Annotated in this window: 26 protein-coding genes; 6 read left to right on the forward strand and 20 right to left on the reverse strand. The window is 65.3% G+C overall.

Annotation, left to right across the window (positions count from 1 at the left end):
- Positions 1–27: 27 nt before the first annotated feature.
- Positions 28–942: a helix-turn-helix transcriptional regulator gene (locus AC1MCA_RS03080; RefSeq protein WP_479801134.1), complete on the reverse strand. Its 915-nt coding sequence runs from the start codon at positions 940–942 to the stop codon at positions 28–30.
- 409 nt (positions 943–1351) lie between these two features.
- Between AC1MCA_RS03080 and AC1MCA_RS03085 the strand changes: the two genes are divergently transcribed.
- The gene (locus AC1MCA_RS03085) at positions 1352–1687 is read left to right on the forward strand and encodes a hypothetical protein (RefSeq protein WP_479801136.1); all 336 of its coding nucleotides are present in this window, start codon (positions 1352–1354) and stop codon (positions 1685–1687) included.
- Positions 1688–1744: 57 nt separating this feature from the next.
- Here the strand turns inward: AC1MCA_RS03085 and AC1MCA_RS03090 are convergent, their stop codons facing one another.
- From AC1MCA_RS03090 to AC1MCA_RS03120, 7 genes are all read right to left on the reverse strand, one after another.
- Positions 1745–2206, reverse strand: coding sequence for a DUF1579 family protein (locus AC1MCA_RS03090; protein ID WP_479801138.1), 462 nt, complete (start codon positions 2204–2206; stop codon positions 1745–1747).
- A gap of 209 nt (positions 2207–2415) precedes the next feature.
- Entirely contained in the window at positions 2416–3759 is a 1344-nt protein-coding gene (locus tag AC1MCA_RS03095) for a M16 family metallopeptidase (RefSeq protein ID WP_479801140.1), read from the reverse strand.
- Between the two features lie 110 nt (positions 3760–3869).
- A complete protein-coding gene (locus AC1MCA_RS03100) occupies positions 3870–6131 on the reverse strand; it encodes a polyribonucleotide nucleotidyltransferase (RefSeq protein ID WP_479803266.1) in 2262 nt (753 codons plus the stop codon).
- Positions 6132–6377: 246 nt separating this feature from the next.
- Positions 6378–6647 (reverse strand): 30S ribosomal protein S15, encoded by a 270-nt coding sequence (rpsO, locus tag AC1MCA_RS03105; protein WP_108597943.1) that lies wholly within the window; start codon positions 6645–6647, stop codon positions 6378–6380.
- 250 nt (positions 6648–6897) lie between these two features.
- On the reverse strand, positions 6898–8157 hold the full coding sequence (gene kynU / locus AC1MCA_RS03110; RefSeq protein ID WP_479801144.1) for a kynureninase: 1260 nt from the start codon (positions 8155–8157) through the stop codon (positions 6898–6900).
- Positions 8154–9008, reverse strand: a complete 855-nt coding sequence (gene kynA, locus AC1MCA_RS03115) for a tryptophan 2,3-dioxygenase (RefSeq protein ID WP_479801145.1) — start codon at positions 9006–9008, stop codon at positions 8154–8156. Before kynA ends, kynU begins: the two co-directional genes overlap by 4 nt.
- Before the next feature lie 41 nt (positions 9009–9049).
- Positions 9050–10033 carry a bifunctional riboflavin kinase/FAD synthetase gene (locus tag AC1MCA_RS03120; RefSeq protein WP_479801146.1) on the reverse strand — a complete coding sequence of 328 codons (984 nt, stop codon included), beginning with the start codon at positions 10031–10033 and terminating at the stop codon, positions 9050–9052.
- 247 nt (positions 10034–10280) lie between these two features.
- Here AC1MCA_RS03120 and AC1MCA_RS03125 point away from each other — a divergent pair, with 247 nt between their 5' ends.
- Positions 10281–11090 (forward strand): DUF937 domain-containing protein, encoded by an 810-nt coding sequence (locus tag AC1MCA_RS03125; RefSeq protein WP_479801148.1) that lies wholly within the window; start codon positions 10281–10283, stop codon positions 11088–11090.
- Positions 11091–11161: 71 nt separating this feature from the next.
- Here the strand turns inward: AC1MCA_RS03125 and AC1MCA_RS03130 are convergent, their stop codons facing one another.
- Genes AC1MCA_RS03130 through AC1MCA_RS03150 form a run of 5 tightly spaced genes read right to left on the reverse strand, consistent with a single transcriptional unit; the run spans position 11162 to position 13878 of the window.
- Positions 11162–11644 (reverse strand): hypothetical protein, encoded by a 483-nt coding sequence (locus AC1MCA_RS03130; protein WP_479801150.1) that lies wholly within the window; start codon positions 11642–11644, stop codon positions 11162–11164.
- Position 11645: 1 nt separating this feature from the next.
- Positions 11646–11999, reverse strand: a complete 354-nt coding sequence (locus AC1MCA_RS03135) for a hypothetical protein (protein ID WP_108597935.1) — start codon at positions 11997–11999, stop codon at positions 11646–11648.
- A gap of 2 nt (positions 12000–12001) precedes the next feature.
- Positions 12002–12919, reverse strand: coding sequence for a tRNA pseudouridine(55) synthase TruB (gene truB, locus AC1MCA_RS03140; RefSeq protein ID WP_479801152.1), 918 nt, complete (start codon positions 12917–12919; stop codon positions 12002–12004).
- 20 nt (positions 12920–12939) lie between these two features.
- On the reverse strand, positions 12940–13365 hold the full coding sequence (trxA, locus tag AC1MCA_RS03145; protein ID WP_479803268.1) for a thioredoxin: 426 nt from the start codon (positions 13363–13365) through the stop codon (positions 12940–12942).
- Between the two features lie 27 nt (positions 13366–13392).
- Positions 13393–13878: a nucleoside deaminase gene (locus tag AC1MCA_RS03150; protein WP_479801154.1), complete on the reverse strand. Its 486-nt coding sequence runs from the start codon at positions 13876–13878 to the stop codon at positions 13393–13395.
- 182 nt (positions 13879–14060) lie between these two features.
- On the opposite strand from AC1MCA_RS03150, the gene AC1MCA_RS03155 reads away from it, so the two are divergent.
- A complete protein-coding gene (locus tag AC1MCA_RS03155; RefSeq protein WP_479801156.1) occupies positions 14061–15212 on the forward strand; it encodes a ScyD/ScyE family protein in 1152 nt (383 codons plus the stop codon).
- A gap of 76 nt (positions 15213–15288) precedes the next feature.
- On the opposite strand, the gene rbfA is transcribed toward AC1MCA_RS03155, so the two are convergent.
- From rbfA to AC1MCA_RS03180, 5 genes are all read right to left on the reverse strand, one after another.
- The gene (gene rbfA / locus AC1MCA_RS03160) at positions 15289–15798 is read right to left on the reverse strand and encodes a 30S ribosome-binding factor RbfA (protein WP_479801158.1); all 510 of its coding nucleotides are present in this window, start codon (positions 15796–15798) and stop codon (positions 15289–15291) included.
- A gap of 242 nt (positions 15799–16040) precedes the next feature.
- Entirely contained in the window at positions 16041–18974 is a 2934-nt protein-coding gene (gene infB, locus AC1MCA_RS03165) for a translation initiation factor IF-2 (RefSeq protein ID WP_479801160.1), read from the reverse strand.
- 152 nt (positions 18975–19126) lie between these two features.
- Positions 19127–19486, reverse strand: a complete 360-nt coding sequence (locus AC1MCA_RS03170; RefSeq protein WP_479803270.1) for a YlxR family protein — start codon at positions 19484–19486, stop codon at positions 19127–19129.
- 199 nt (positions 19487–19685) lie between these two features.
- Positions 19686–20666, reverse strand: coding sequence for a transcription termination factor NusA (gene nusA / locus AC1MCA_RS03175; RefSeq protein WP_479801161.1), 981 nt, complete (start codon positions 20664–20666; stop codon positions 19686–19688).
- Positions 20666–21280, reverse strand: a complete 615-nt coding sequence (locus tag AC1MCA_RS03180) for a ribosome maturation factor RimP (RefSeq protein ID WP_108599491.1) — start codon at positions 21278–21280, stop codon at positions 20666–20668. Before AC1MCA_RS03180 ends, nusA begins: the two co-directional genes overlap by 1 nt.
- A gap of 106 nt (positions 21281–21386) precedes the next feature.
- Here AC1MCA_RS03180 and AC1MCA_RS03185 point away from each other — a divergent pair, with 106 nt between their 5' ends.
- The 3 genes from AC1MCA_RS03185 to AC1MCA_RS03195 are packed head-to-tail and all read left to right on the forward strand — an operon-like array spanning position 21387 to position 24320.
- Positions 21387–22529, forward strand: coding sequence for a DUF4439 domain-containing protein (locus AC1MCA_RS03185; protein WP_479801162.1), 1143 nt, complete (start codon positions 21387–21389; stop codon positions 22527–22529).
- Between the two features lie 58 nt (positions 22530–22587).
- Entirely contained in the window at positions 22588–23316 is a 729-nt protein-coding gene (locus AC1MCA_RS03190; protein ID WP_108599949.1) for a VIT1/CCC1 transporter family protein, read from the forward strand.
- A gap of 11 nt (positions 23317–23327) precedes the next feature.
- Positions 23328–24320 carry an aminoglycoside phosphotransferase family protein gene (locus AC1MCA_RS03195; RefSeq protein WP_479801163.1) on the forward strand — a complete coding sequence of 331 codons (993 nt, stop codon included), beginning with the start codon at positions 23328–23330 and terminating at the stop codon, positions 24318–24320.
- Between the two features lie 55 nt (positions 24321–24375).
- On the opposite strand, the gene AC1MCA_RS03200 is transcribed toward AC1MCA_RS03195, so the two are convergent.
- Both AC1MCA_RS03200 and AC1MCA_RS03205 read right to left on the reverse strand, forming a co-directional pair.
- Entirely contained in the window at positions 24376–25776 is a 1401-nt protein-coding gene (locus AC1MCA_RS03200) for a pyridoxal phosphate-dependent decarboxylase family protein (protein WP_479801164.1), read from the reverse strand.
- Between the two features lie 55 nt (positions 25777–25831).
- Complete coding sequence (locus tag AC1MCA_RS03205; protein ID WP_479801165.1) at positions 25832–26626, reverse strand: sulfite exporter TauE/SafE family protein; 795 nt, start codon at positions 26624–26626, stop codon at positions 25832–25834.

Here is a 26626-nt window from a genome sequence, read left to right on the forward strand (position 1 = left end):
GCCGTCCCGGGTCGCGCAGACCGTTCCTTATGGTGCTGTGCCTAGGGCCAAGGCCAGCAGTGCCGCGCGGCTGTGCACGCCGCAGGCATCAAAAATCTGTTTGAACTGATCCTGGACGGTGTAGGCGCTGATGCCCAAGGCCGTCGCCATGGCAGCGGTATCAACACCGGCTGCAGCCAGCTCAAGCAACTCCCGTTGCCGTGGTGTGATTCCGAAGCTCCTCGCGAAAATATCCAGCCTCGCCTCAGGAGGGCAGGCCTGGATAGTGACCGCCAACGGTGGCGTAGCCTCTGACCCGGCGGAACCCATTCGGCTGGCCCTGAGAATCGCCCACTGGCCGGACCCCAAATGCACGCGGGACCACGCCGGATGGCGGTCCACCCCCGCCTCCAGGGCCAGCAGTTGGGCAGCGACGTTCAGAACCTCGGCCGGAACTGTGTGAAACGGGCGAGGTCCTGCTTGGAGGAGCCCCAGCCATTCATCCACCGATGAAGTCCCACCCACCACTGCCATGTCCTCGTCGAGGGTGAGTACGGCCTGTTCGGGCAAATCAGCCTGCAGGCGTCCGCTCCCTTTCGGATGTTCCTCCTTGGGTGAGGAAGTGTGCGCCGCTGGGAAGAACTGCCTGGCGACCGACCGACGAAGTGCCGGTGTCACCGCGCTCACTAGGGTGGCCACGAATCGGACTTCTTCGGCGGTAAAAAAGCCCTGCCCGTCCGTTCGCCAGAGATCAAGCCAACCCCAATAGCCATACTTGTCCGCGAGACCTGCATACAGAACATCGGTCACCTCGTAGCGCTTCATGAGGCTTTCCCAGACCAGGCTCTGCGTTAAATCGCCTCCGGTTTCGTTCACCAGAGTCGTCACCGGCACAGCCCTTCTGGCCAACGTTGTCCACCGGCCTGTCTCCGTCAGGTACTTAAGCCGGATCAGCTGCGGCAAGTCCTCGGGGTGCGGAATCCGGGCCATGGGGGAAATCCCGGTTCCCGTCACAGGGTCTGAGATTGGCCAGACGAATGCGCTGAACGGAATGATACGGCCCAACTCGGACAGCACGCCGGCACGCAAAGCGTGGTGATCCGGACTCGTGTCAACCAGGAGCCGGATGCTCTCAAGGCTCCGGTTCCAGGACCGTCCGGTTGTCATTCCCTCAGTATCTCCCCCGCCGGTGGCGTAGACATTGCGAGGCACACTAAGGGCAGCGCCGCCGTACCCATTAGTCCCCAGAATTCTGGGATAGCCGCCGGATGAGCGGAGATCTACGGTGTAACAAGCACCGCAGGAAAACGCCACTTTGGGAATAGGCCCGAACCGCGCGATCCACACATCGCAATCCAGCTCAGGAGAACCAGTGATGTACACCCTGCACATAGAACATGGGATCAAGGACTTCGCCCTGTGGAAGCAGGCGTTCGACCGTGACCCCGTAGATCGGGCTGCGTCGGGGGTAGTCGGCCACCGGATTTCACGCCCGGTGGATGACCCACACTACGTCGTAGTGGAGCTCGACTTCGAAGATCTCAGCCAAGCTGAGCAGCTACTGGCGAACCTGAAAGCCAATGTTTGGAACTCTTCGGCCGTCTCCCCGGCGTTACAAGGGGCGCCACAGACTCGAATTCTGGAATCGGCGGCCCGAAGCGACACTTCGGGTAAACCGGCACCCGGGGTGATCGGGCAGCGAGCCTGAACGTCCACCGCTTCGGCATCTGCATCAGAGTCTGCCCCTACGTTTGGATGGCACCAATCATTCCCGCCGGCACTCCGAAGCCATAAAGGGCACGTAGTCTGCCGAACCGCCAAGGCGCAGCTCGGCGGTGTGGGTCAGCACACCGCCGTCCACCCGGAAAGTATGCCGGGCCGTCCCACGGTCACTGTGGCGTTCCACCCGGAGAACACCGTCCTGCCACGTGCACCGGGTGGGCGCTTCGGGCGGCTGGCCCATGCTGTCAACGTGGTACCAAAGAACATCGTCACGGTCCGGGTCCACGGTGAACACGCCGTGGCCTTCGAAGTGGGTGCCGTCAGCTTCCGTATGGCGGTAGCTTTGCACCACGGCGAAGCCCCCGGCCGCCCGGGTATAGCTCACCTCGGCCGCGGCCGTACGTTCGGGCCCCCAAGCTGACGCCGCCAGCCGGGTGGTGCCCCGCCAATGTCCCAGAAAGTCTTCCAGTACGGCGTGCACTGTTCCCGGCTGCGGAGCATTCATGGATACATTATCGCCGGACTTATGCCGGCAAGCTCAGCGCCGCTCACGTCAGGTCAGAACGCGCCTGTCAGAACGTCGTCTCAACCGCCACGCCACAACGTCCGCCCGAACAAGCCGCGTCGTCAAGACAGCGTCCGCCCGAACAAGCCGCGTCATCAAGACAGCGCCCGCCCGAACAAGCCGCGCCGTCAAGGCCGCGGCCGCCCGAATCAGAGGCCGAACGTTTCAGTTTCCTCGAACGGGCCCACTACAGTGACAGTCCGCGGCGCGGCAGCCAACTCTTTGGCAAGCTCCTGGACTTCCTGCGCCGTCACTGCCTTGATCAGGCGCAGCGTTTCGTCGATGTCCTGGTATTCCCCGGACACCAGCTCGGCGCGGCCCAGGCGGGACATCCTTGACCCTGTGTCCTCGAGAGCCAGGACAATCCCGCCGCACAACTGTCCCACTGCTTTGCGGAGCTCTTCGTCCGAAATCCCGCCTTCGGCGAGTTTGTCCAGTTCCAACCCCAGCAAGTCCAGGACCTGGCGCACCTTCGAAGGTGTGCACCCGGCGTACATGCCGAAGTAACCGGCATCCGCGTAGGAGGAAGCAAACGAGTACGTGGAGTACACGAGCCCCCGCTTCTCCCGGATCTCCTGGAAGAGGCGCGACGACATGCCGCCGCCGAGTACGGCGTTGAGCACGCTCATGACGAAGCGGCGTTCATCGGTAGCCACGATCGTGGGGCAGCCCATGATGATGTTGGCCTGCTCCACCGCGCGCTTGACCACGTGCAGTCCGGCTGTGCCGGTGATCTCGGCCCGCTCGGTGGACCTCCGGTCCACGGGGGCGGCGTCCGCCTCAAGCGACCACCCGGCGGCGTGGAGCGCATCCACCACAAGGCTGCAGACGACGTCGTGCTCCAACCCTCCGGCGGCGGTGATGACCAGCTCATCGGGACGGTAGTACCGGCGGTAGTGCTCCCAGACGGAGTCGCGGGCTACGGCGCGGATTGCGGCGGGGGTCCCGCCGATCGGGCGGCCCAGCGGGTGGGTGCCCAATACGGCCGCCACAAAGTTTTCGTGTGCGACGTCAGTGGGGTCATCGCTGTCCATGGCGATTTCTTCCAGGATGACGTCGCGTTCCTGCTCCATTTCGGCCGGATCCAGGACGGCGCCGGTGATCATATCGGCGATAACGTCAATGGCCATGGGGAGGTCGGTGTCCAGCACGCGGGCAAAGTAGCAGGTGCTTTCCTTCGCGGTGGCGGCATTGGATTCCCCGCCTACCTCATCAAAGGCGGAGGCGATTTCAAAAGCCGTCCGCTTCTTGGTGCCCTTGAACAGCAGGTGCTCCAGGAAGTGCGTGGAACCATGCTGCCCGGGCGCCTCGTCGCGGGAGCCCACCCCCACCCAGAACCCGATGGTTGCCGAGCGCTGGCCCGGCATCGCCTCGGTGAGGACCCGCACGCCGCCAGGGAGGACCGATCGCCGCACCACGGCGCCGCCCTCGGATCCGTGAACCAGGGTGTCGCCAGCGTGGTTCTGCTCAAGCGGCAGGGGTACAACAGTCATTGAGGCCTTTCAAAAAGCGGCAGCCGGATCTGGCTGCCATCGTAACAGCGGCGGGGCCGGTGGATCATCCACCGGCCCCGCCGATTCATGCTTGTGTACCGAAAACCCGATTACTCGGAGTCGGCGCCCTCAGCGGCAACTGAAGCGTGAACGCGCTCGGTCTCGCCGGCGCCTTCCTCTTCAGCCACTACGGGGGAAAGGGACAGCTTTCCGCGGTCGTCGATCTTGGTGATTTCCACCTGGATCTTCTGGCCGACGGAAACAACGTCATCAACGTTGTCCACGCGCTTGCCACCGGCGATCTTGCGCAGCTCGGAGATGTGCAGCAGGCCGTCCTTGCCCGGGGTGAGGGAAATGAAGGCACCGAAGGTGGTGGTCTTGACGACCGTACCCAGGTAACGCTCGCCGATTTCCGGAACCTGCGGGTTCGCAATGGCGTTGATCGCGGAGCGGGCTGCGTCTGCAGACGGACCGTTGGTGGCGCCAATGTAGACCGTGCCGTCGTCCTCGATGGAGATGTCGGCGCCGGTGTCTTCCTGGATCTGGTTGATCATCTTGCCCTTGGGCCCAATGACCTCGCCGATCTTGTCAACCGGGATCTTGACCGCGATGACGCGTGGCGCGAACTCGGAGAGCTCGTCCGGGGTGTCGATCGCGGAGTTGATGACATCCAGGATGTGCAGGCGGGCTTCGCGGGCTTGCTTCAGTGCTGCTGCCAGCACAGAGGCGGGGATACCGTCGAGCTTGGTGTCCAGCTGGATGGCCGTGACGAACTCGGAGGTACCGGCGACCTTGAAGTCCATGTCACCGAAGGCATCTTCGGCGCCGAGGATATCGGTCAGGGCTGCATAGCGGGTCTGGCCGTCAACCTGGTCGGAGACCAGTCCCATGGCGATACCGGCGACGGCGGCCTTCAGGGGCACACCGGCGTTCAGCATCGACAGGGTGGAGGCGCAGACAGAACCCATCGACGTCGAACCGTTGGAGCTGAGAGCCTCAGACACCTGGCGGATGGCGTACGGGAATTCCTCGCGGGACGGCAGTACGGGCACGAGTGCACGTTCTGCCAGGGCGCCGTGGCCGATTTCGCGGCGCTTGGGCGAACCCACGCGGCCGGTCTCACCGGTGGAGTACGGCGGGAAGTTGTAGTTGTGCATGTAGCGCTTGCGCGTGACGGGTGACAGCGAGTCGATCTGCTGTTCCATCTTCAGCATGTTAAGCGTGGTGACGCCCAGGATCTGGGTTTCGCCGCGCTCGAAGATGGCCGAACCGTGTACGCGGGGCAGAACCTCAACCTCGGCGGTGAGCTGGCGGATGTCCGTCAGGCCACGGCCGTCGATGCGGATCTGGTCCTTGAGGATGCGCTGGCGCACAACCTGCTTGGTGACCGAGCGGAATGCTGCGGACAGTTCCTTGTCGCGGCCTTCGAACTGGCCGGCGAGGGAAGAAGTGACTTCGTCCTTGAGCGAATCCGTTGCGACGTCGCGGTCCTGCTTGTCAGCGATCTGGAAGACGGCAGCCAGCTTCTCAGCGGCAGCGGACTCGACAGCGGCGTAGACGTCATCCTGGTAGTCCAGGAAGACCGGGAACTCGACCGTGGGCTTGGCAGCGCGGGCGGCCAGGTCAGCCTGGGCGTCGCACAGTGCCTTGATGAACGGCTTGGCAGCCTCGAGGCCCTCGGAGACAACCTCTTCGGTGGGGGCGGTGGCGCCCTGTTCCTTGATGAGGTTCCAGGAGTTGTCGGTCGCTTCAGCTTCGACCATCATGATGGCGACGTCGTCACCGGCAACGCGGCCGGCTACGACCATGTTGAACACGGAGTTTTCCAGCTGCGAGTGCTTGGGGAAAGCAACCCACTGTGAACCCTGTTCGTCGGCTACGAGGGCAACGCGGACGCCGCCGATCGGGCCGGAGAACGGGAGGCCGGAAAGCTGGGTGGACATGGAGGAGGCGTTGATGGCCACCACGTCGTAGAGCTCGTCGGGGTTGATCGCCAGGACAGTCACTACGATCTGGACCTCGTTGCGGAGGCCCTTCACGAACGCCGGACGCAGCGGGCGGTCCATCAGGCGGCAGGCCAGGATGGCCTCGGTGGACGGACGGCCTTCACGGCGGAAGAACGAACCCGGGATGCGGCCGGCGGCGTACATACGCTCTTCAACGTCCACCGTGAGCGGGAAGAAGTCGAAACCTTCACGCGGGTGCTTGCCGGCGGTGGTTGCGGACAGCAGCGCGGTGTCTTCGTCGATGTACACCATGGCTGCGCCGGCTGCCTGCTTGGCAAGGCGGCCGGTTTCGAAGCGGATTACACGCTTGCCAAAGCGGCCATTATCAATGACTGCTTCTGAGAACTGGATTTCGGGACCCTCCAAGAGAGTCACCTCCGTTTCTTGTTTCACGGAGCCCAGCCGCATCAACCCAGGCCAGCATCTGTCTACTGGCCTGCACTGCACCCGGTCATCGATCGAGACCCACGGGCCAGGGGCTTCAGTCTTCGAAGCCGTTCCCGGGGATCACTACCGAGGACCGCGAATGCGTGATGCGGTTGATCCTCCTGTTTAGTTTTTTCTGAAGAAGGCGGCCCGTTCCACCTGGGAAAGGGCCGCCCCTAAATCAGACTAGCGACGCAGGCCGAGGCGCTCGATGAGCGCACGGTAGCGGGCGATGTCTGTGTTCTTGAGGTAGGTGAGCATGCGCTTGCGACGACCAACCATGGCCAGCAGACCGCGCTGGGTGTGGTAATCGTGCTTGTGCTCCTTCATGTGCTCAGTCAGATCCTTGATCCGCTGGGTAAGGACTGCAACCTGGACCTCGGGCGAACCGGTGTCGCCTTCGCCTGTTGCGTATTCCTTGATGATGGACTGCTTTACAGCGGCGTCAAGTGCCACAATAACTCCTAGAGATGTGCCGTGAGGCCCGAATCAGTAATTCACTGCCGGGTCTGCCAGCGCAGGAATCCCCGGAAAACCAGGGGTTCGCCATACATGGCAGGAACCAGCCGCCACGGACTGCAGCCGGATCCATCGTTCAGTTTACCGTCAGCGCTGCAATCTTGTCGAAACAGCCGCGGCATTGACCACAACAGCGACGCTTCGGTCATCAGCCCCCGGACGCTGGGGGGAACAGGCATGGACGCTTTCAGCGACGCAGCAGGTCCCGGACGGCTGCCATGCCGCGGTACAGTTCGGCAAAGCCGGTGCTCAGCGGCGACAGGCCGATGCGGATTCCCTGAGGTGCCCGGAAGTCCGGAATGACGTCCTGTTCCCAGAGCGCAGCGGTCACGTTGCGGAACGCCGGATGGTCCAAGGTGATGTGGCTCCCCCGCCGGTCCGGGTCACGCGGTGAAGACAACTGCACGCCTAAGGGCTCGAGCCACGCTTCAAACAAGTCCACAGCGTAGGCGGTAAGGTCCAGGGATTTCGCCCGGACTGCTGCCATGCCGGTCTCTTCGATGAGATCCAGCGTCCCGCGCATGGCGAGCATTCCGAAAATGGCCGGCGTGCCGCTCAGGAAACCCCTGATTCCGGCCGCCGGTTCGTACCCTGCGGCCATCTCAAAGGCGTCCTTGCGGCCCATCCAGCCCCAGATCGGCTGCCGAAGCGAGGGCAGGTGCCGGCTGTTGATGTAGGCAAAGGCAGGCGAGCCCGGGCCTCCGTTGAGGTACTTGTACGTGCAGCCGGCAGCGAAATCCACGTCCGCGGCGTCAAGGTCGATTTCCACCGAACCGGCGGAGTGGCAGAGGTCCCAGACCACCAGCGCCCCTGCACTGTGTGCAACCGCGGTGATGGCCGGAAGATCCGCCAGGAAGCCTGAGCGGTACGCCACGTGCGAGAGAAGTACGACGGCGGTGGACGGCCCGGTTGCCTCCCTGACCTGCTCAGGGGTTACCCCAGCGGCCGGATCGGCGTCTATCCATGTGAGGGTGAGGCCTTCCTCGCGGGCGATCCCCTCCACCAGGTAGCGGTCGGTGGGGAAATTTTCCGTATCCAGCACGATCTCGGTCCGGGCAGGATCGGTGACTGCGGCAAGAGCAGCCCGGATCAGTTTGTACAGCACCACCGTGGTGGAATCGGCGATCACGGTCTGGCCGGGAGCCGCCCCGAGCACCGCCCTGCCCAACTGGTCGCCGATGGCCTGCGGAAGCTCCAGCCATTCCTCGTCCCAGCCGCGGATGAGCCGGCCGCCCCAGCCATCCTGGATGAAAGCGCTGATGTCAGTGAGGGTCCGCTTCAGCGGGCGGCCCAGGGAGTTTCCGTCGAGATAGGACAGATCGGTCTCCGTACCGATGAAGAGCTCGCGGCAGCGCGCCAGCGGGTCCTTCAAATCAAGGTGCGCTGCCCGCTCAAGGAGCGCACCGTCGTCGTACGTTTCCGTCAAAGGGCCACCGTGTGTGCTCACTGGCCGATCTCCGTCCGCACCGCGAAAAGTTCCGGGAAGAAGGTGAGTTCCAGGGCCTTCTGCAGGAAAGCGGCGCCACTGGATCCGCCGGTTCCGGATTTCATGCCGATGGTGCGCTGGACGGTGCGCAGGTGCCGGAACCGCCAAAGCTGGAAGTTGTCCTCCAGGTCTACGAGTTCCTCGCACGCTTCGTAGGCGCCCCAGTTGCTGGAAGCGTTCTCGTAAATGTGCTTGAACAGCGGCACCAGTTCGGGGCAGAACTCATGGGCCCGGGTGACGTCGCGCTCCAGGACTGATTCGGGCACCTCGAAGCCCTGCCGTGCCAGGTACGCAAGGAATTCGTCGTAGATGCTGGGGGCATTGAGCAGTTCTTCCAGCATGGCGTGTGCTTCAGGATCGGATTCGAACACCGGAAGCATCTTGCGGTTCTTGTTGCCCAGGACAAACTCCACCGCCCGGTACTGGCTGGACTGGAAGCCGGAGGAATTGCCCAGGAAGCCGCGGAACTGCGAGTATTCCGTGGGCGTCAGGGTGGCCAGCACGGACCACTGCTCCGTCAGGGTTTTCTGGATGTGCTTGACCCGGGCGATGCCCTTGAGTGCCGAGCCAAGGTCATCTGCGCGGAGCCAGGCGGCCGCGCTGCGGAGCTCGTGAAGAACGAGCTTGAGCCACAGCTCGGTGGTCTGGTGCTGGATGATGAACAGGAGCTCATCGTGGTGCTCGGGTTCGCTGACCGGCTGCTGGGCGCTGAGGAGCGTGGGCAGCTGCAGGTAGGCCGCATAACTCATCCGGGAGCTGAAGTCGCGGACGATGCCCTTGTCCAGCTTCCTGGTGTTCTTTTGGACGGTCACTGGACTCTTTTCGTGGCGGAGGCTGTGGCGGAGGCTTTAGGTCAGCGCCGCACCAGCAGATCGTGTGCCTGGATGACATCCAGCCGCATCTGCTCAACCAGCGCCTCAGGCCCACGGTATGCCACCATGCCGCGCAGGTGCTGTACAAATTCCACGATCACTGTCTGGCCGTACAGATCGAAGTCCTCAACGGATTCCTCCGGGCGGTCGATCACGTGGGCTTCCACTTGGCGGCTGACGCCGTCGAACGTGGGGTTTGAGCCCACCGAGATGGCAGCGGGCCAGCGAGTTCCCGCCTGGTCAACCAGCCAGCCCGCGTAGATGCCGTCGGCGGGGATGAAGCCGGACGCCTCGTGGGCGAGGTTGGCCGTCGGGAACCCCAGGGCACGTCCGCGTGCCGCGCCATGGACAACTTCCCCGCGCATCCGGTGCGGGCGGCCCAGCACGGCGGCAGCGGTGGCGACGTCGCCCTCCTGAAGTGCCTCACGCACCCAGGTGGAGGAGCAGCGGCGGTCCTTGCCGCCGTCGTCATGCAGCGGGTAGCCCTCCGAGCCAAACTCGCTGATGACCTGGACTTCGAAGTCGAACTTTTCGCCGAGCTCCTTCATGGTGTCCAGGTCGCCGGAGTTGGCGCGGCCAAACCTGGAATCGTGGCCGATCACCACGTGGCTGGCATGAAGGCTGTCCACAAAGACCTGCCGCACGAACTCCTCGGGCGTGAGACTGGCGAGGTTAAGGGAGTACTTCATCACCAGAACCGCGTCGAGGCCCAGCTCCCCCAGTGCCTCCAGTTTGTCCCGCAGGCCCATGATCATTTCGGGCGCCGACTCAGGGCGGTGGATCAGGGAGGGGTGCGGGTCAAAAGTGACGGCAACGGCTTTGGCGCCGTTGAGGCGGGCGGTGCGGGTGAGCTGGGAGAGCACCTGCTGGTGGCCGCGGTGGACGCCGTCAAAGTTGCCAAACGTGACAACGGAGGGACCAAAGTCCGCCGGGACCTCGGACGGATCGTTCCAGATGTAGACCATCACCCTCGCCTTTGTACTGCCTTCAACTGTCATTGTTCCCAACGCACAGGCGCCGGAACTCTCTAAGATTACCTGCATTCACGGTGGGTTCCGGACGGTACCAAGGGAGCCGGCCGGCCACGGAGAAGTGCCGGGGACTCTCTGGTACTCCCCATATGCCGGGGCTACGATGCAAGGGCAGCCTCCGGCGGCGCGCCGCGCCGCATCGACAATGTCCGCGGGATCCGCGGCGCTCAAGGGGTACCTCATGACCGAGTTACACGACCTCCTCAACCAGATCGACATCAACCAGATCGCCTCCCTGCTCGACACAGATCCGGCGTCCGCCCGGACTGCCGTCGAAGCGGCGTTGCCCACCCTGCTGGCGGGAATGCACAATAACGCCCAGGCTCCCGACGGCGCGGCCTCTCTTCAGGAGGCCCTGGGCCAGCACCAGGACGGGCTGGTGGACGGCGGCGTGGACGCCAGCCAGGTTGACACTGCCGACGGCGAAAAGATCGTCAGCCACGTCTTCGGTGGCCAGCAGGACCAGGTGGCGGCGCAGCTCGCAGGCGCGCCAGCCCTGGGTGGTATCGCTGGAGACCTGATCCGGAAGGCCCTGCCCATCCTCGCGCCGATCGTCATGTCCTACCTGGCGAAGAAAATTCTTGGGCAGGGCGGCCACGGCACCGGCCAGCCGACCCAGGCCGGCGCAGGCCCCGGTGGAATTGACCTCGGCAGCATCCTGGGCGGACTGCTTGGCGCGGGAGCCGGTGCCGGCGCGGGAGCGGGTTCCGGCCAGCAGGGTTCAGTGCTGGACAGCATCCTGGATGGCCTCGGCGGGGTCCTCGGCAGCGGCGGGCCCACATCAACGGAGACGTCAACGCAGGCATCAACCCAGTCGGGGGCGCCGGGCAACAATCAGTTACCGGACCTGCAGGGCCAGCGCGGTCAACGGTCGGTGCAGCCGGGCGAAGTGGTCCAGGTGGATCTCCCCGGCGACAACCAGCCCGCGCCGGAAACGACCAAAAGCGGTGGGCTGGCCGATATTCTCGGCGGCCTGTTCGGCAAGAGGTAGCGGCAACAGGGCTACGGCCGGCGGCCAGAGGCCGTCAGCGCTGCCCTCAAGCGGCGGCCGGGACCCTGCCCTTAAGCGGTGGCCGGGATCTTGCCCGGCCGCCGGCGGTACAGCCACACCAGCCCCAGTATGGGCAGCAGCAGCGGGATGAAGGCGTAGCCGCGGCCGAACAGCGACCACACCGTTTCGTGAGGGAACTGCACGGGGTCGAAAACGCTCAGCGACCCCACCACCAGCACTCCTACGAGCTCCACCAGCACGGCGGCCACCGAGACCTTGAACCAGGTGCGGCCCGGCTTGGCCAGGGACACTGTGGCCACCAGGTATACGACGGCGGCGAAGGCGGACAACAGGTAGGCCAGCGGTGCCTCAGAGAACTTGGTCAGGATCTGGTAGCCGGCGCGGGCGGTGGCTGAAATGGCAAACACCGCGTAGACAGCAATGAGAAGGCGTCCGGGGCCCGTGTTTCTGGTGTCCTTGCCGCTTGCTTTGACTGCAGTGGTTCCAGGGGTGGCGCCTGTCTTCGGTGCGTTCACGTTGCGGGCTTCTTCCATGTCAGTACCAGATCTGGTTCATTCGGGCGGCCATCACCAAGGCGGTTACGCCGACGGCGGCCAGGACAAAGTTGCTCCAGCGGGTCCGTTCCAGGATGGACCAGTAGACGGCCGCCGGTGGCAGGAGCATGGCCGTGGCCAGGTATCCCCAGAACTCCCAGGCTTCGCCGGCGATCGGCTCGCCCGCGATCACCCTGACGATGGAACCCACCAGATACACCACCAACGCGAGCTCGACGGCAGCCACTGACAGGATGGTGACGTCGTTCGGAGCTTTTTTCAGGATGCCCGCCATCAGGCAGATACCGCTTGAGATGAGGCCGACGGTCAGGATGATGTAGAAATAGGCGTCCATGCTCAGGAATCCTGGCTGGCATTGCCGGGTGCAAAGACAAGTACCGGTTTCGCATAGCTGCCGGTATCCGCGAGCAGGGCCACCAGGCTGCCGTCCGGGGCGAACGCCGCTGCTGGGTGCTCGGTGGTGGCCGCCAGGCTGCCTGTCTCCGCTCCTGCGGCAATCCGCCGGCCAAAGGAGATCTCGGTGGTTTCCTCTGCCGTGAGTTCGCGGTTGGGCATCAGCGCCCGGGCTGCCTGCGACATTTCCAGGACCTCAAGCTCCTCGGCAAGCTGCTCCAGGGTGCGGGCCTGGTCCAGTGAATAAGGTCCAACGTGGGTCCGGCGGAGGGCCGTGAGGTGGCCACGCACTCCGAGCCCGTCGCCAAGGTCGCGGGCGAGTGCCCGGATGTAGGTCCCGGATGAGCACTCCACTGTGACCTCGACGTCCAGGACGTCGCTGCCGGGTTCCCGGCTGATGCCGTGGATCTCGAAACGGTGGATGGTGACGGGCCGGGCCGCGAGTTTCACTTCCTCGCCTGACCGGACCCTGGCATAGGCGCGTTCACCGTTGACTTTGATGGCGCTGACACTGCTGGGCACCTGCTGGATCTGCCCGGTGAGGGCGGCGACGCCGTCGTGGACTGCCGCATCGGTGACCCCGGCGGTGCTGACGGAGGCAATGACGTCGCCTTCGGCGTCGTCCGTGATGGTGGATTGGCCCAAACGGATGGTGGCTGTATACGTCTTGGACGTGCCCACGATGTACGTCAGGAGGCGGGTGGCCTTGTTGATGCCCACCACCAGCACACCGGTGGCCATGGGATCGAGCGTGCCGGCGTGCCCCACTTTCCGGGTTCCGGCGATGCGACGCATCCGACCAACCACATCATGGCTGGTCCATCCCTGCGGTTTGTCCACTATCACCAGTCCAGAAAGCACGCTTCCCAGTATATCGGCGCTCAGCGGAGCGCTTGATCAAGCCACGAGCGCAGGGCTTCGGCGGGGGCAGCGCCTGTCTGGGTGGCCACCACTTTGCCGCCGTCGATGATCATCAGCGTTGGAATCGCCTGGATGTCGAACCGCCGGGACAGCTGTGGAGCCCTGTCAACATCAACCTTGACGAGCTTGATCTGACCAGCCCGTTCCCTGGCAATCCTGTCAAGGACCGGGCTCACCATCCGGCAGGGACCGCACCAGGCGGCCCAGAAGTCGATGAGGGCCGGGACCGGGGACTGTTCCGCCACCACGGCAAAATCGCCGTCACCGGCGTTGACGATCCAGGGCAGGTCAGACCGGCAGCTTCCACAGCGCGGACGGCCGGCTGCCGCGGCGGGGATCCGGTTGGTCTTTCCGCACGTGGGGCATGTGATCAGGGTTGGTTCCACGGCTGCTGCAGGCACGTCGCCTCCGGTTCAGTATTCGGTTCGTTCGGCGTTGTTCCGCCAGGCGTCAAACGGAAGGTCCGACGTCGGAATCGGCTCGTGTGCCACGGGCAGCAGTTCCGGCCTGGTTCCGTCGAAGTATTCATAGAACACTGCGTCGTCGAAGCCGGCTGCGGCTGCGCCGTGACGGTCTGCGGCGAAGTACACGCGGTCGATGCGGGCCCAAAGCGCGGCCGCCAGGCACAACGGGCACGGCTCGCAGCTGGTGTAGAGCACGGCTCCGCTGAGGTCGAAGTTGGCGCTGGCCGCGGCGGCGGTGCGGATGGCCACGACTTCGGCGTGCGCCGTGGGATCGTTGTCGCGGGTGACGCGGTTGATGCCCTCGTAGGAGCGTCCATCGGCGGTCACCACGAGTGCCGCGAAGGGTCCCCCGCCCTCGGCGACGTTCCGGATGGCCAGCTCAACGGCCTGTTCCAGGTATCGGGTGGCACCGTGGTTCCCGCTCGCTTGGGTCATAGCTAGATCCTAGCCACGCCGCTGCAGTTCAGGGTCAAAATTAGGGGGCTTAGAAGGGGGAATTTACGTCGACGCCATCGGCACAGAGGACTAATCTTGCGCCCAGGGGGACTGCGTAAATCCATATCTGCTTTGGTCTCATTGCCCGGCCCCGTCCTGCGGGGCGCACTTCAGGAGTTGCAATGAACAAGAAGATTCCCATCGTCGCATGCATCGCTGCCGCAGCCTTGGTTATTCCCATTGGGCCTGCTTCTGCGGGCTCCACGGATCGAAGCTATGACACGTTGGCGGAGGGCCTTGGCCTGCCCTTGAGCCTCGCTGTCGGGACGAATAAGTCCGTCCTGTTCACCCATACGGTGTTCGGTGAGACCCCTGTGGGCAAACTCAGCACAATAGACCGGGACGGCTCCATCAGTGACGTGTACGAGCGTCCGGGCTGGGATGTTGCCGGTGTGGAAACCCGGGGTGCCACGACGTTCTTCGTCGAAAGCGTCGGTGCCGGGCAAGGTGTCCCCGAGAACCTGCAGGGTTACCTGAAATCCATCAAGGGTGATGGTGAAGTCCGGACCATCGCCGATCTGGCTGCACATGAGCGGGAGAACAATCCGGATGGCGGCCAACACTATGGCTTCGGCCCCGAAGTCACCGATGATTGCGTGAAGGACTGGCCGAGGGCCTTCCCGCCCAAGTACACCGGCGGTGTGGATTCCCATCCTTACGCCACCGCGGTTAAGGGCAATACGGTATACGTGGCCGATGCGGGCATGAATGCGATCCTGAAGGTGAACGCCGCCACGGGCGCTGTCTCCACTCTTGCTGTCTTGCCGCCCAGGCCGGCGGAAGTGCCGGCCGGGCTCACATTCCCCATCGACATGATGGGCGGCACCTTCACTGTTCCCGAGTGCGTGGTTGGCAGTGAATTCGCCTTCGAGGCAGTGCCAACTGATGTTGAGATCGGTCCTGACGGCTGGCTGTACGTGTCTACACTGCCCGGTGGCCCGGAAGATGAGTCGCTCGGCGCCCGGGGGGCCATCTTCAGGATCAACCCATGGACCGGCGCCACACGCCTTTGGACTGATAACCTCGTCGGCCCCACTGGGATTGCAGTCTCAGGCAATGGTGATGTTTATGCCGCCCTGATGTTCGGCAACGAGATCGTCAAGATCGATGCCTGGACCCGCAAGCATTCCCAGTTCCTCGCGGAGCCAACGCCCGGGGCGCTTGAGATTGAGGGGCGGACCCTCTACGCGACGGTTAATGCCCTGCCCGACTTTGCAGCCCCACCGCCGCCGGCATCCTTGGGCAAGGTCATTAGGGCAAGCATCAGGAGATAGCGCCGACCGAGGTTTTCTGGGAAGCAGAAGGCCCGGACCGCAACTGCGGTCCGGGCCTTCTGCTGGGAACCAGCTTCTACTTGGAGCCGTCTTCGTCGAGCTCGTCGTCGTCCGTGAGGTCAATGTCCTCTTCGTCGAAGTCATCCTCGTCAATTTCGACGTCCTCGGGGATGTCGCTCTTGTAAGGATCGGCGTCGCCGGCGTGCTTGGCGCTGGCAGCCAGGGCCGCCACCTCGGCGTCCCGCTTCTTGGCGGCCCGGAGGAGTTCCTCCAGGTTCGAGGCGTTGACCGGGATCTGGTCAGCCACAAATTCCAGCGTGGGCGTCAGGCGGACGGTGATGTTGCGTCCAACTTCCTGGCGCAGCACCCCCTTGGCCTTTTCCAGTCCCTTGGCAGCGTCAGCCTGGACAGCCTGGTCACCGAAAACGGTGTAGTAGATCGTGGCGTGCTGCAGATCATTGGTCACGCGGGCATCGGTCACAGTAATGCCCTCCAGCCGGGGATCCTTAACCTTCCGGCCCAGAGCCTCCGCAACAACAACCTTAATCCGCTGCGCCAACTTGGCAGCCCGTGCGGGATCAGCCATTTCCACTCCTAAAAATTCTTTGGATGTACGACGGCGCGGTGGCTGGTCAGCTTTTCAGCTGAGTTCGCTGCCAAGCGCCTGAGGTGAGTCTATGACGATGCCGGAGAGTTTTGGGGGCGCCCGGGAGTGGCATCGGGCCTACCGGAGCTGGGCGGCACAGGATCGCAGATCCCGTGCCGCCCAGCGTAGGGGCGGGGCGCCCCCAAAACTCGGAGGCTCCCCGCGATAGTGCTTACCCTGCCTTAGACGCGCGGCTTTTCGCGCATCTCGAAGGTCTCAATGATGTCGCCTTCGGTGATGTCGTTGAACGAACCAAGACCGATACCACACTCGAAGTCCGTGCGGACCTCAGTGGCGTCGTCCTTGAAGCGCTTGAGTGTCTCAACGGTGAGGTTGTCACCGATGATCTTGCCGTCGCGGCTGATGCGGGCCTTCGTGTTGCGTCGGATGATGCCCGAGCGAACGATGGAACCGGCGATGTTTCCGAACTTGGAAGAGCGGAAGACTTCGCGGACCTCGGCGGTACCCAGCTGGACTTCTTCGTACTCCGGCTTGAGCATGCCCTTAAGGGCTGCTTCGATGTCATCGATTGCTGCGTAGATGACGGAGTAGAAGCGCATGTCCACGCCTTCGCGGTCTGCCAGTTCGGCAACCCGCTCGGCAGGCTTGACGTTGAAGCCGATGATAACGGCGCTGTCCACTGTTGCCAGGTTGACGTCGTTCTGCGTGATGGCACCAACACCGCGGTGGATGACGCGCAGCTGCACGCCTTCGCCGACGTCGATCTTGAGCAGGGCGTCTTCGAGGGCTTCCACGGCACCGGACACGTCACCCTTGAGGATGAGGTTGAGGGTGTCGATCTTGCCGTCGGCCACAGCCTGGTCGAAGTCTTCGAGGCTGATGCGCTTGCGGCGCTTGGCGAGGGCTGCGTTGCGGTCGGCTGCTTCACGCTTCTCGGCGATCTGGCGGGCGGTGCGCTCGTCAGCGGTCACGAAGAAGGTGTCGCCGGCGCGCGGGACGTTGGACAGACCCAGGACCTGCACGGGGCGGGACGGGCCTGCCTCGGTCAGGACGCTGCCGTCGTCGTCGAACATCGCACGGACGCGGCCGTGGGCCGTGCCTGCCACGATGGTGTCGCCGACGTGCAGGGTACCGGACTGCACCAGGACGGTGGCAACGGAACCGCGGCCCTTGTCCAGGTTGGCTTCGATCGCGATACCGCGGGCGTCCTTGTTCGGGTTGGCGCGCATGTCCAGGGCGGCGTCTGCGGTGAGCAGGACGGCCTCGAGCAGCTCGTCGATGTTGAGGTTCTGGCGGGCAGAGACCTCAACGAACATGGTGTCGCCACCGTACTCTTCGGGAACCAGTCCGTACTCGGTCAGCTGGCCGCGGACCTTCTCCGGGTTGGCGCCTTCCTTGTCGATCTTGTTCACAGCCACCACGATCGGCACGTTTGCTGCCTGAGCGTGGTTGAGGGCTTCAACGGTCTGCGGCATCACGCCGTCGTCCGCTGCGACCACCAGGATGGCGATGTCAGTGACCTTCGCACCACGGGCACGCATGGCGGTGAACGCCTCGTGGCCCGGCGTATCGATGAAGGTGATCTTGCGATCGGTGCCTTCATGGTTGTGCGTGACCTGGTAGGCACCGATGTGCTGCGTGATGCCGCCGTGCTCGCCCGCCATAACGTCGGACTTGCGGATGGCATCGAGCAGGCGGGTCTTACCGTGGTCGACGTGGCCCATGACGGTGACAACAGGAGGACGTGCCTCAAGGTCTTCGTCGCCTTCGGCTTCAAGTTCGGCTTCGAAGTCGATGTCGAACCCGGAGAGCAGCTCGCGCTCCTCATCCTCGGGGGACACAACCTGGAGCTTGTAGCCAAGCTCCTCGCCGAGCAGTGCGAAGGTTTCCTCATCCAGCGACTGCGTGGCGGTAGCCATTTCGCCGAGGTGGAAGAGGACGGTTACCAGTGCTGCCGGGTTTGCCTCGATCTTGTCGGCGAAGTCCGTGATGGACGAGCCACGGCGAAGCCGGACTACGGTGTTGCCGTCGCCGCGGGGTACGCTCACGCCACCCAGCGACGGAGCACTCATCTGCTCGAGTTCCTGGCGCTTGGCACGCTTGGACTTGCGCTGCTTGCCGCGTCCTGCGCCGCCCTTGCCGAAGGCACCCTGGGTGCCACCGCGTCCGCGGCCACCCTTGCCGAAGCCGCCGCCGGCTGGAGCGCCGCCACCGGCACCGGGAGCGCCGCCTGTTCCGGGTGCGCCACCGGGGCGTCCGGGACCACGTGCGCCGCCACCGGGACGTCCTGCACCAGCCGGTGCGGGACGCTCAGTGCGGTTGGGCATCATGCCCGGAGTAGGACGGTTTCCGCCGGCACCTGCCGGACGGGGGCCGCCTGCACCGGCTGCGGGGCGCGGGCCACCCGGACGGGGGCCACCTGCACCGGCTGCAGGACGGGGACCACCCGGACGGGGGCCACCTGCACCGGCTGCGGGGCGCGGGCCACCGGGACGGTCGCCGTCGGGACGGCTTCCACCGGACCGGGGCATGCCCTGTGACGGTGCGAACGGGTTGTTACCCGGACGCGGAGCGCGTTCGCCGTCGCCGCCACGGCCGCGAGGCATGCCCTGGGAGGTGGCGAACGGGTTGTTGCCCGGGCGGGGACCGCCGGGACGCGGTGCCGAACCACCCTGGGATCCACCCTGCGGTGAGCCCTGGCGGGTGGGAGCGGCCGGGGTTTCAGCCTTGGGGGCCGGACGGGCACCGGGCTTTGCACCGCTGAACGGTGAGGCCGGAGCACTGGCAGCGGGAGCGGCCGGCGCAGCAGGCGCAGCCGGAGCTGCGGCTGCCGGAGCGGCGGCAGCAGGCGTTGCAGCAGCGGGTGCTGCCGGTGCCGCTGGAGCTGCCGGGGCAGCCGGACGCGAATCAGCCGAGGGGGCCGGTGCTGCGGGACGTGTTTCTGCCGACGGGGCAGGCGCCTTGGGCGCGGCTGCCGGAGCTGCGGCTTTTGCCGCGGCGTCGGGGTAGGCGTTGCGGAGTTTCCGCACCACCGGGGCCTCAATTGTTGACGAGGCGGAGCGAACGAATTCGCCCAGTTCCTGCAGTTTTGTCACTGCATCTTTGGAAGTAATACCGAGCTCTTTAGCGAGCTCATGTACGCGGACCTTGGCCACATTTCTCCTGTCTCGGTCCGCACCGAGCCAGGCACGAACCGTCTACTTCTTACTGCGGGCCCCAGCCGCGGTTGCAGCTGAAAGGCCCATTGCAGAGCGCAACAAAGTTGTCATCGTTGCGCACTCATCGCTGGGAACTCATCGGGTTTCCATCAGTTTTCTGACCCGCTTTCAGGTTGGACGGTTTTTGTTGCAGCCACCGGAGGTTGCTGCAACGGGCCGGCTTGCTTGCCTGCCATGATCCGGCGTTCGACGGCGGCGGTCCCGGTTGCGCCGTTGAGGGCACGTCCGAACGCACGCCGCTTCACCGCCAGGGCGAGGCACGCTTCGCTGGGGTGCAGCCATGCTCCCCTGCCAGCCATCCGGCGTCGTTCGTCAACCAGCACTGCGGTGGAACCGGTGCTGTCGGCGACGAGCCGGAGTAACTCCGACCGCGCTCCCTTCTTTCGGCATCCGATGCAGGTACGTTGCGGTTGATTCCCGTTGTGAAGCACTTCTGCCACTTGGAGCATCATCCTGACGTTCTACCTGCTGGCCCCGAACACCCGCCCGCTGGTCAGCGGAACAGGAATACTCAGGGCACACGAATACCGGCCGTTAGGCGCGGTCATGTTCCATTCTAGACCCTCCGGGCAGATCTGCCTGAAACCGCGGCTCCCGGTGCGGAAGCCGCGGCGATGCAATCACACCCGGGCGAGGGCCCGTTGGGGCCTAGTTATCGCGCGGAGCGGCAGCGTCCGAGACAATGTCGATCCGCCAGCCGGTCAATTTCGCTGCCAGGCGGGCGTTCTGGCCTTCTTTCCCGATTGCCAGCGACAGCTGGTAGTCGGGAACCACAACACGTGCGGACCGGGTGGCCTCGTCAGTGATCGTGACGGAGTTCACACGCGACGGCGACAGTGCGCTGGCAATGAAAGCGGCCGGATCCTCGCTGAAGTCGACGATGTCAATCTTCTCGTCGTTCAGTTCGGTCATGACTGCCCGGACCCGCGAACCCATTTCGCCGATGCAGGCACCCTTGGCATTGATGCCCTGGGTGTTGGCTTTGACGGCGATCTTGGTGCGGTGGCCGGCCTCGCGGGCCAACGCCACGATCTCCACGGAGCGGTCAGCAATTTCCGGAACTTCCAGTTCGAAGAGCTTCCGGACAAGTCCCGGGTGCGACCGGGAGAGTGTGACCGACGGGCCCTTGGTGCCGCGGTGGACGTCGATCACCAGGGCACGGAGCCGGTTGCCGTGGGTGTACTTCTCCCCCGGCACCTGCTCGGGCGGCGGCAGCAGTGCCTCCACGGAACCCAGGTTGACCTGGATCATGTGCGGGTTCGTGCCCTGCTGGATAGTGCCGGCGACGAGTTCGCCTTCGCGTCCCTTGAACTCACCCAGGACGGCGTCGTCCTCCACGTCGCGGAGGCGCTGGAGGATGATCTGCCGGGCAGTGCTCGCAGCGATGCGGCCAAAACCGGCAGGAGTGTCTTCGAACTCGCCGATCGGGGCGCCGTCGTCGTCGATTTCCACTGCCCAGATGGTCACGTGGCCGCTCTTGCGGTCTAGCTCTGCGCGGGCTTTCTCGAAAGCTCCGGGCGACTTGTGATATGCCACCAGGAGAGCCTGCTCAATGGTGGGGATCAGGAGGTCCAGCGGAATTTCCCGTTCACGCTCCAGAAGTCTCAGCGCGCTCATGTCAATATCCATCAGGCCTCCTCAGAAGGTCCATTGTGTTCAGTGTCCAGACCGGCCTCGTCGAGGTGGCTGAATTCGATCTCGACTTTTCCGTTGCGGATCCTGTCGAAAGGAAGTTTTACGGGCTCTCCCTGTTTGGGCTTCATGCCCTTTTTGACCTCAATCTCCGGGACGAGGGTCACACCGGCGTCATCCACTGACTGGACCCGGCCGGTGACGTTCTCACCCTGGATAACGTTGACCTTGACCATGCGTCCGCGGGCGCGGTGCCAGTGCCGGGCTTCGGTCAGGGGACGCCCGACGCCCGGTGAGGAGACTTCAAGGTCATACGGGCGGCCGTCGTCTGCGGGATCGTTGTCCAGGACATCGGAGAGGACCCTGGAGATGTCCGCGATGACATCGAGGTTCACCCCGCCGGTTTCCTCCTGCGGGAGGTCCACCACGACGTGGACCACCCGGTGCGAGCCTGCGTTGATGGAGACATCCTCAAGATAGAGGCGGTTGGCCTGGACTGCAGGTTCCAACAAGGCCCGCAGCCTGGCAGCTTCCGGATTATAGGCAGGCGGGGCCTCAGCCTTGCCCGCTCCGGTGGCTTCTGATGAAGTCGTGGCTTCTGCATTACTCACGATTCCGGTCGCCTCCCGATAGATGATGTTGTGACTACTAGACTAGCGATTTTCCGGCGGCAGTGGTGCACCGGGATTGCCGGTGGGCGTGACAACATGGTCTGTTGTGAACGACGACACGCAGGAAAACCGCCACCGCGGACGCTATTTCCGGTATGCGGTTTTCGCGCTGGCAGCCCTCCTTGTCCTGAGCGTGGGATTCGTCCTGATCCCCCGCGAGCCTCCCGCTCCCCCAACGCCGCCCTTTTCCGAGCAGGCAAGGGCATCAGCGTACTCGGACGCACTCTCCCTGAGGTCCGCCGGCCTCGCCCTTGCACGTGCGGCGGGAGATGCACCGGCAGGGCCGCAGGCGTCGTCCCTGGGGAGCGCTGTGACTTTGCTGACTGTCCACGCCCGGGCTCTGGCACTGGCAGGGGATCCTGCTGCTTCAGGGTTCCCCGGGCCGGGTTCCCCGGCCTCGGCTGCGGAGTTCTCGGCAGCCCTCCAAACCAGTGCTGCCCGGCGGCTGAAGGACGCAGAAACGGCCGACGGCGGGATGGCCCGCCTTCTGGCAGGGGCCGGTACCGCCCAGCTCCTGGCAGCTGAGGATGTGGCGGAAGCCGCCGGTGCGCCGTTGCCCGCCCTTGCCGACCCGGAGCCTCCCGGCACCTCCGACTCCCCTGCGGCCCGGGAGTCCCTGGGCAGCCCTCCACCCTCCCCCACGGCCCGGGAGTCCCTGGCCGGCCCCACAGCATCGGCGGCGGCCAGCTGCCCGGCAGAGCCCACAGGAGCCAGCCCCACCCCCGGTTCCGCATTGGCAGCAGCTGGGGCGGCGGAGTTGGAACTCGTCTACGCGTATCAGGCCGCGCTGACCCGGCTGGACGCCGCATCCGCCGCCCCGGCGGCCGGTTTCCTGGCACAGCACCAGGAGCTCCATGACGACGCCGAAGCAATGATCCGGTCCAGTTGCACGGCCGCGGCTCCCCAGCCGGCCGGCTATGCCCTCAGTGAAGCCTTCCTGGCGGCTCCGGCCACCACGCTCGGCACGTTGGAGGCGGCCACCCTCCCGGCCTATGGCGATCTGGTGGCCCTGGGCGAGGGACCCGTCAGGGTCTGGGCACTCTCGGCCCTGGAGGCCGCCGCACGCAGGACACTTCACTGGGGCGGCCCCCTCAGCCCGGTGCCGGGCCTGGTGCTGGCGGAGGCAGAGCTGCCGCCGCTCGCGGAAGCGACCGTCGATGATCTGCACCCCGGGCCCTCGCAGACCTGAAAACGCAGCTGGCCACGGAATGCTGGCCCTTCATGCGCACTGATGATTTGCTGTAGGAATGGACAACGTACCGGCACCATCGCTTCATGAGGATGAGCCGCACCACAACGACATCGCGGTCCGGCTTAATTGGCTGCGGGCCGGTGTGCTGGGTGCCAACGACGGGATTGTCTCGGTGGCCGCCATCGTGGTCGGTGTTGCCGGGGTGACCAACCAACCGGGTCCGATCCTGGTGGCCGGGGCCGCGGGCGTGGTGGGCGGTGCCATCTCCATGGCACTGGGCGAATACGTCTCTGTCAGCAGCCAGAAGGACAGCCAGGAAGCGCTGATCGAAAAGGAACGGCGCGAACTGCTCGAGGAGCCTGAGGAGGAGCTCGCCGAACTGGCTGCGATCTACCAGGCCAAGGGCCTCAGCGTGGACACTGCCCTCACGGTGGCCCGGGAACTGACCGAGCACGATGCGCTGGGCGCCCACCTGTCCGCTGAACTGAACATCGACGAGACGGACATCGTCAGCCCCTGGCACGCCGCCTTTGCCTCGGCCGTCGCCTTCCTGATCGGCGCCGTCCTGCCCATGCTGGCTATCCTCCTTCCCCCTGCGGAGATCAGGGTTCCCCTGACGTTTGCCGCCGTCCTCGTGGCACTCGCGGCCACCGGGGCGCTGGGCGCCTGGATCGGCGGAGGCTCGAAGCTGCGTGCCGCGGTGCGGGTGGTGGTGGGTGGCGCGCTGGCCCTCATCGCGACGTTCTCCATCGGAAACCTGCTCGGGGCGAGCGGTGTGATGTGAGCCTGCGGACAGTGGTGCCCATCCCTTCGGCCCTTAGCGTGCGCTACGGCCACAGCAGCGCCGGACGGGCCTGGCTTGCCTCGCTTCCTGACCTGGTCCAGGGGCGGCTGGAGCACTGGGAGTTGGCGGTTGACCTGGCACCCGGCACGTTGCCCTGGCACGGGCACGGCGGCGTGGTGGTCCCGGTCCTCAGGACGGACGGCACCCCTGCCGCACTGAAGATTGCCTTCCCCCACGACGAAGCCCGGGTTGAACGGCACGCGCTCGCGCTGTGGGGAGGATACGGCGCCGTCCGATTATTGGAGTCCGACGCCGGAACGTGCGCCATGCTCCTGGAGCGTCTCGATGGGGGCTGTTCGCTGCAGGGTGTACCGCTGGATGAGGCTGCGGGGATATGGGGCGGCCTCGTGCGGCAGTTGAGCCTGGTGCCGGACACCAGGCCGCAATGGCAGGAGTTCAACCACGTCGCGGCCCTCGCGGAACAGTGGAGCGATGACCTGCCCGCGGAGTGGGAACAGCAGGGCCGGCCCTTCCCGCGCTGGCTCCTCGAGGCGGCCTTGGAAGTCTGCCAGACCCGGGGTGCCGTCGGTCGCCGTTCCGGACACGACGTCCTGGTCCACACGGATTTCCATTTCCTGAATATCCTTGCCCGGTTGCAAGGGGGCTTTGCGGCCATCGATCCGCAGCCGATGGTCGGCGAAGCCGAGTTCGCTGTGGCACCACTCCTGTGGAACCGCCTGGGCGACCTTTCCCGCGCTGATCCGGCCGCAGGGTTGAGGCAGCGTTGCACGGATTTCAGCTCCGCTGCGGGCCTCGACGCCGAAGCGGCCCGCCAGTGGGCCATCGCCCGCGAAGTGGAGAACGCCCTGCAGTACGCCTCACTGCCCCGCCATCAGGGGGACCTGGCCCGGTCCTTGTGGGTTGCCAGCACCCTGGCCGGGCGGACCCTCGAAGGGCTGCCCGGCGCCCATGACCTGCCTGAACCGGGGCAGTCCCCCGGCTGAGGTGGCGTCCTGCATGGCGGGCGCAGGCCCTGGACGTGCAGCCCTTGGACGTCAGTCAGTTGCCCGCTGACTTCACCGCTGCGAAAGCTGAGCTGACCGCTTCAACCGCGCTATCGACGTCGTCCGCGTCAGTGCTCCAGTTACTGACAGAGACGCGCAGGACGTCCCGGCCCTGCCAGTGCGAGCCGGACATCCAGACTTTGCCGTCCTCGATCAACCGCGCCGCTACGGCGCGTGTGATGGCGTCGTCTCCGAAGGCGAGGGAAACCTGCGTGTAGTCCACCTCGTTGAGCACCTCGATGCCATCCACTTCCGCAAGCCGGCGGCTGATCCGGGCAGCGGCGTCGGCCAGGCCGCGGACCTGGGCGGCCACACCTTTACGGCCGAGGGAACGGAGGGCAGCCCAGACAGGGATGCCGCGTCCCCGGCGCGACAGCTCCGGCACTTTCTGGAACGGGTCCCCCGGTCCTTCGGCATCGTGGACCATGTAGCTCGTCGTGGCGAGTCCCATCGCGCCGCGGAGCGCCCCGGTGTCCCTGACGATGGCAATACCGCAGTCGTAGGGGACGTTCAGCGTCTTGTGGGCGTCTGTCCCCCACGAATCAGCCAGCGCCATGCCCGCAGTCAGCCCGGTGAGTTCGGAGACGGCAGCCGCCCAGAGTCCGAAGGCACCGTCCACGTGAACCCAGGCACTGTGGCGACGGGCGATCCGGATGGCGTCCTCAAAGGGGTCGAAGGCTCCGGAGTGCAGGTTTCCGGCCTGCAGGCAGACGATGGCGGGCCCCGATCCTTCCGAGAGCATGGTGTCCAGCCTGTCGGCCAGCAGCCGTCCCTGGTCATCTGTGGGGACCAGGGTGGGGCTGCCGAGGCCGAGGTAGCGAAGCCCCATATCGATGGTGTCGTGGCGCTCCTGGCCTACGAAGCATTTGATCCGAGGGGCGCCCGCGAGCCCGTCCCGGTCCAGGTTCCACCCGGCGTCGGCCAGCAGCCGCCAGCGCGCGGCCGCCAGTCCGGTGAAGTTCGCCATGGTGGCCCCGGTGGTAAAGCCGACGTCTGACCCGGCCGGGAGCCCCAGCAGATCCAACAGCCATTCCCCGGCCCCCTGTTCAATAGCGGCCGCCGCGGGAGTGGCATAGCGCAGGCAGGAGTTCTGGTCCCAGGCGCCGACCAGCCAGTCCGCGGCCAGGGCTGCCGGCAACGTCCCCCCGATCACCCAGCCGAAGAACCGGCCGGCGGGCATGGCCATCAGGCCGGGCTCGGCCCGGTCCGCAAGGTACTCCACCACGGCCGCGGCCGGCATGCCATGTTCGGGGAGGGGTCCGCCGAAGTCCGCTGCGAGGTCGTGGGCGTTTTTCAGGGGTCCTACGTGCCGGTCCGGCAAGCTCGCCAGCCACTCTTTGGCCCGGGCCGCCGCTACGGACAGTGCCTCCGAATAGGGTTCCCCACCTGCGGACATACCAGCATGGTACGCCCGGCGGCAGCGGCCTGCGAGGGGCTCTGGCCGTGACGGGTCAGGCGAAGTTTTCGGCCCAGACGTCGAAGCCCAGTTTGATGATCAGTGAGCCCACCACCAGCAGGAAGACGACCCGGACGAAGCTGCTTCCCTGCTTGACGGCCGTCCGCGCCCCCAGGTACCCGCCGGCCATGTTGGCGAGGCCAAGCATCAGGCCCACACCCCACAGCAGCGAACCGTGCGGCAGGAAGAACAGCAGCGCCCCGGCGTTGGTTGCCATGTTCACGATCTTGGCCTTGGCGCTGGCCTCCAGGAAGGCGTAACCCATGGTCGAGACAAGCGCGATGATGAGGAAGGAGCCGGTACCCGGGCCGATGAGGCCGTCATAGAAACCGATCACCGCCCCGATCAGGCACGCCACGACGTAATGTGTGCGACCATCGTGGCGCAGCACGGTGAGGTCACCGACGTTCGGTTTGAGGGCGGTAAAGAGTGCGACGGCGACCAGCGCGACAACGATGATCGGTTTGAAGACACTGGCCGGCAAGGTGGCTGCCAGCACCGCCCCGCCGAAGCTGCCGGCCAGGGCTATGACCGCCATGGGGATGGCTGTGCGGAGGTCCGGCTTCACCCGTCCGTAGTAGGTCACGGCGCTGGTGGTGGTCCCGAAAATGGACCCCATCTTGTTGGTGGCCAGCGCCTGGACCGGCGTGATTCCAGGCACCAGCAGCAGGGCGGGAAGCTGGATCAGCCCGCCGCCGCCCACCACGGCGTCCACCCAGCCGGCGGCAAATCCAGCCACCACAATCAGGATGATCGTGGTGAGCTGGATGGACTCGAACCCCGAGATCAC

It is taken from the genome of Arthrobacter sp. BK1 (assembly GCF_056680055.1).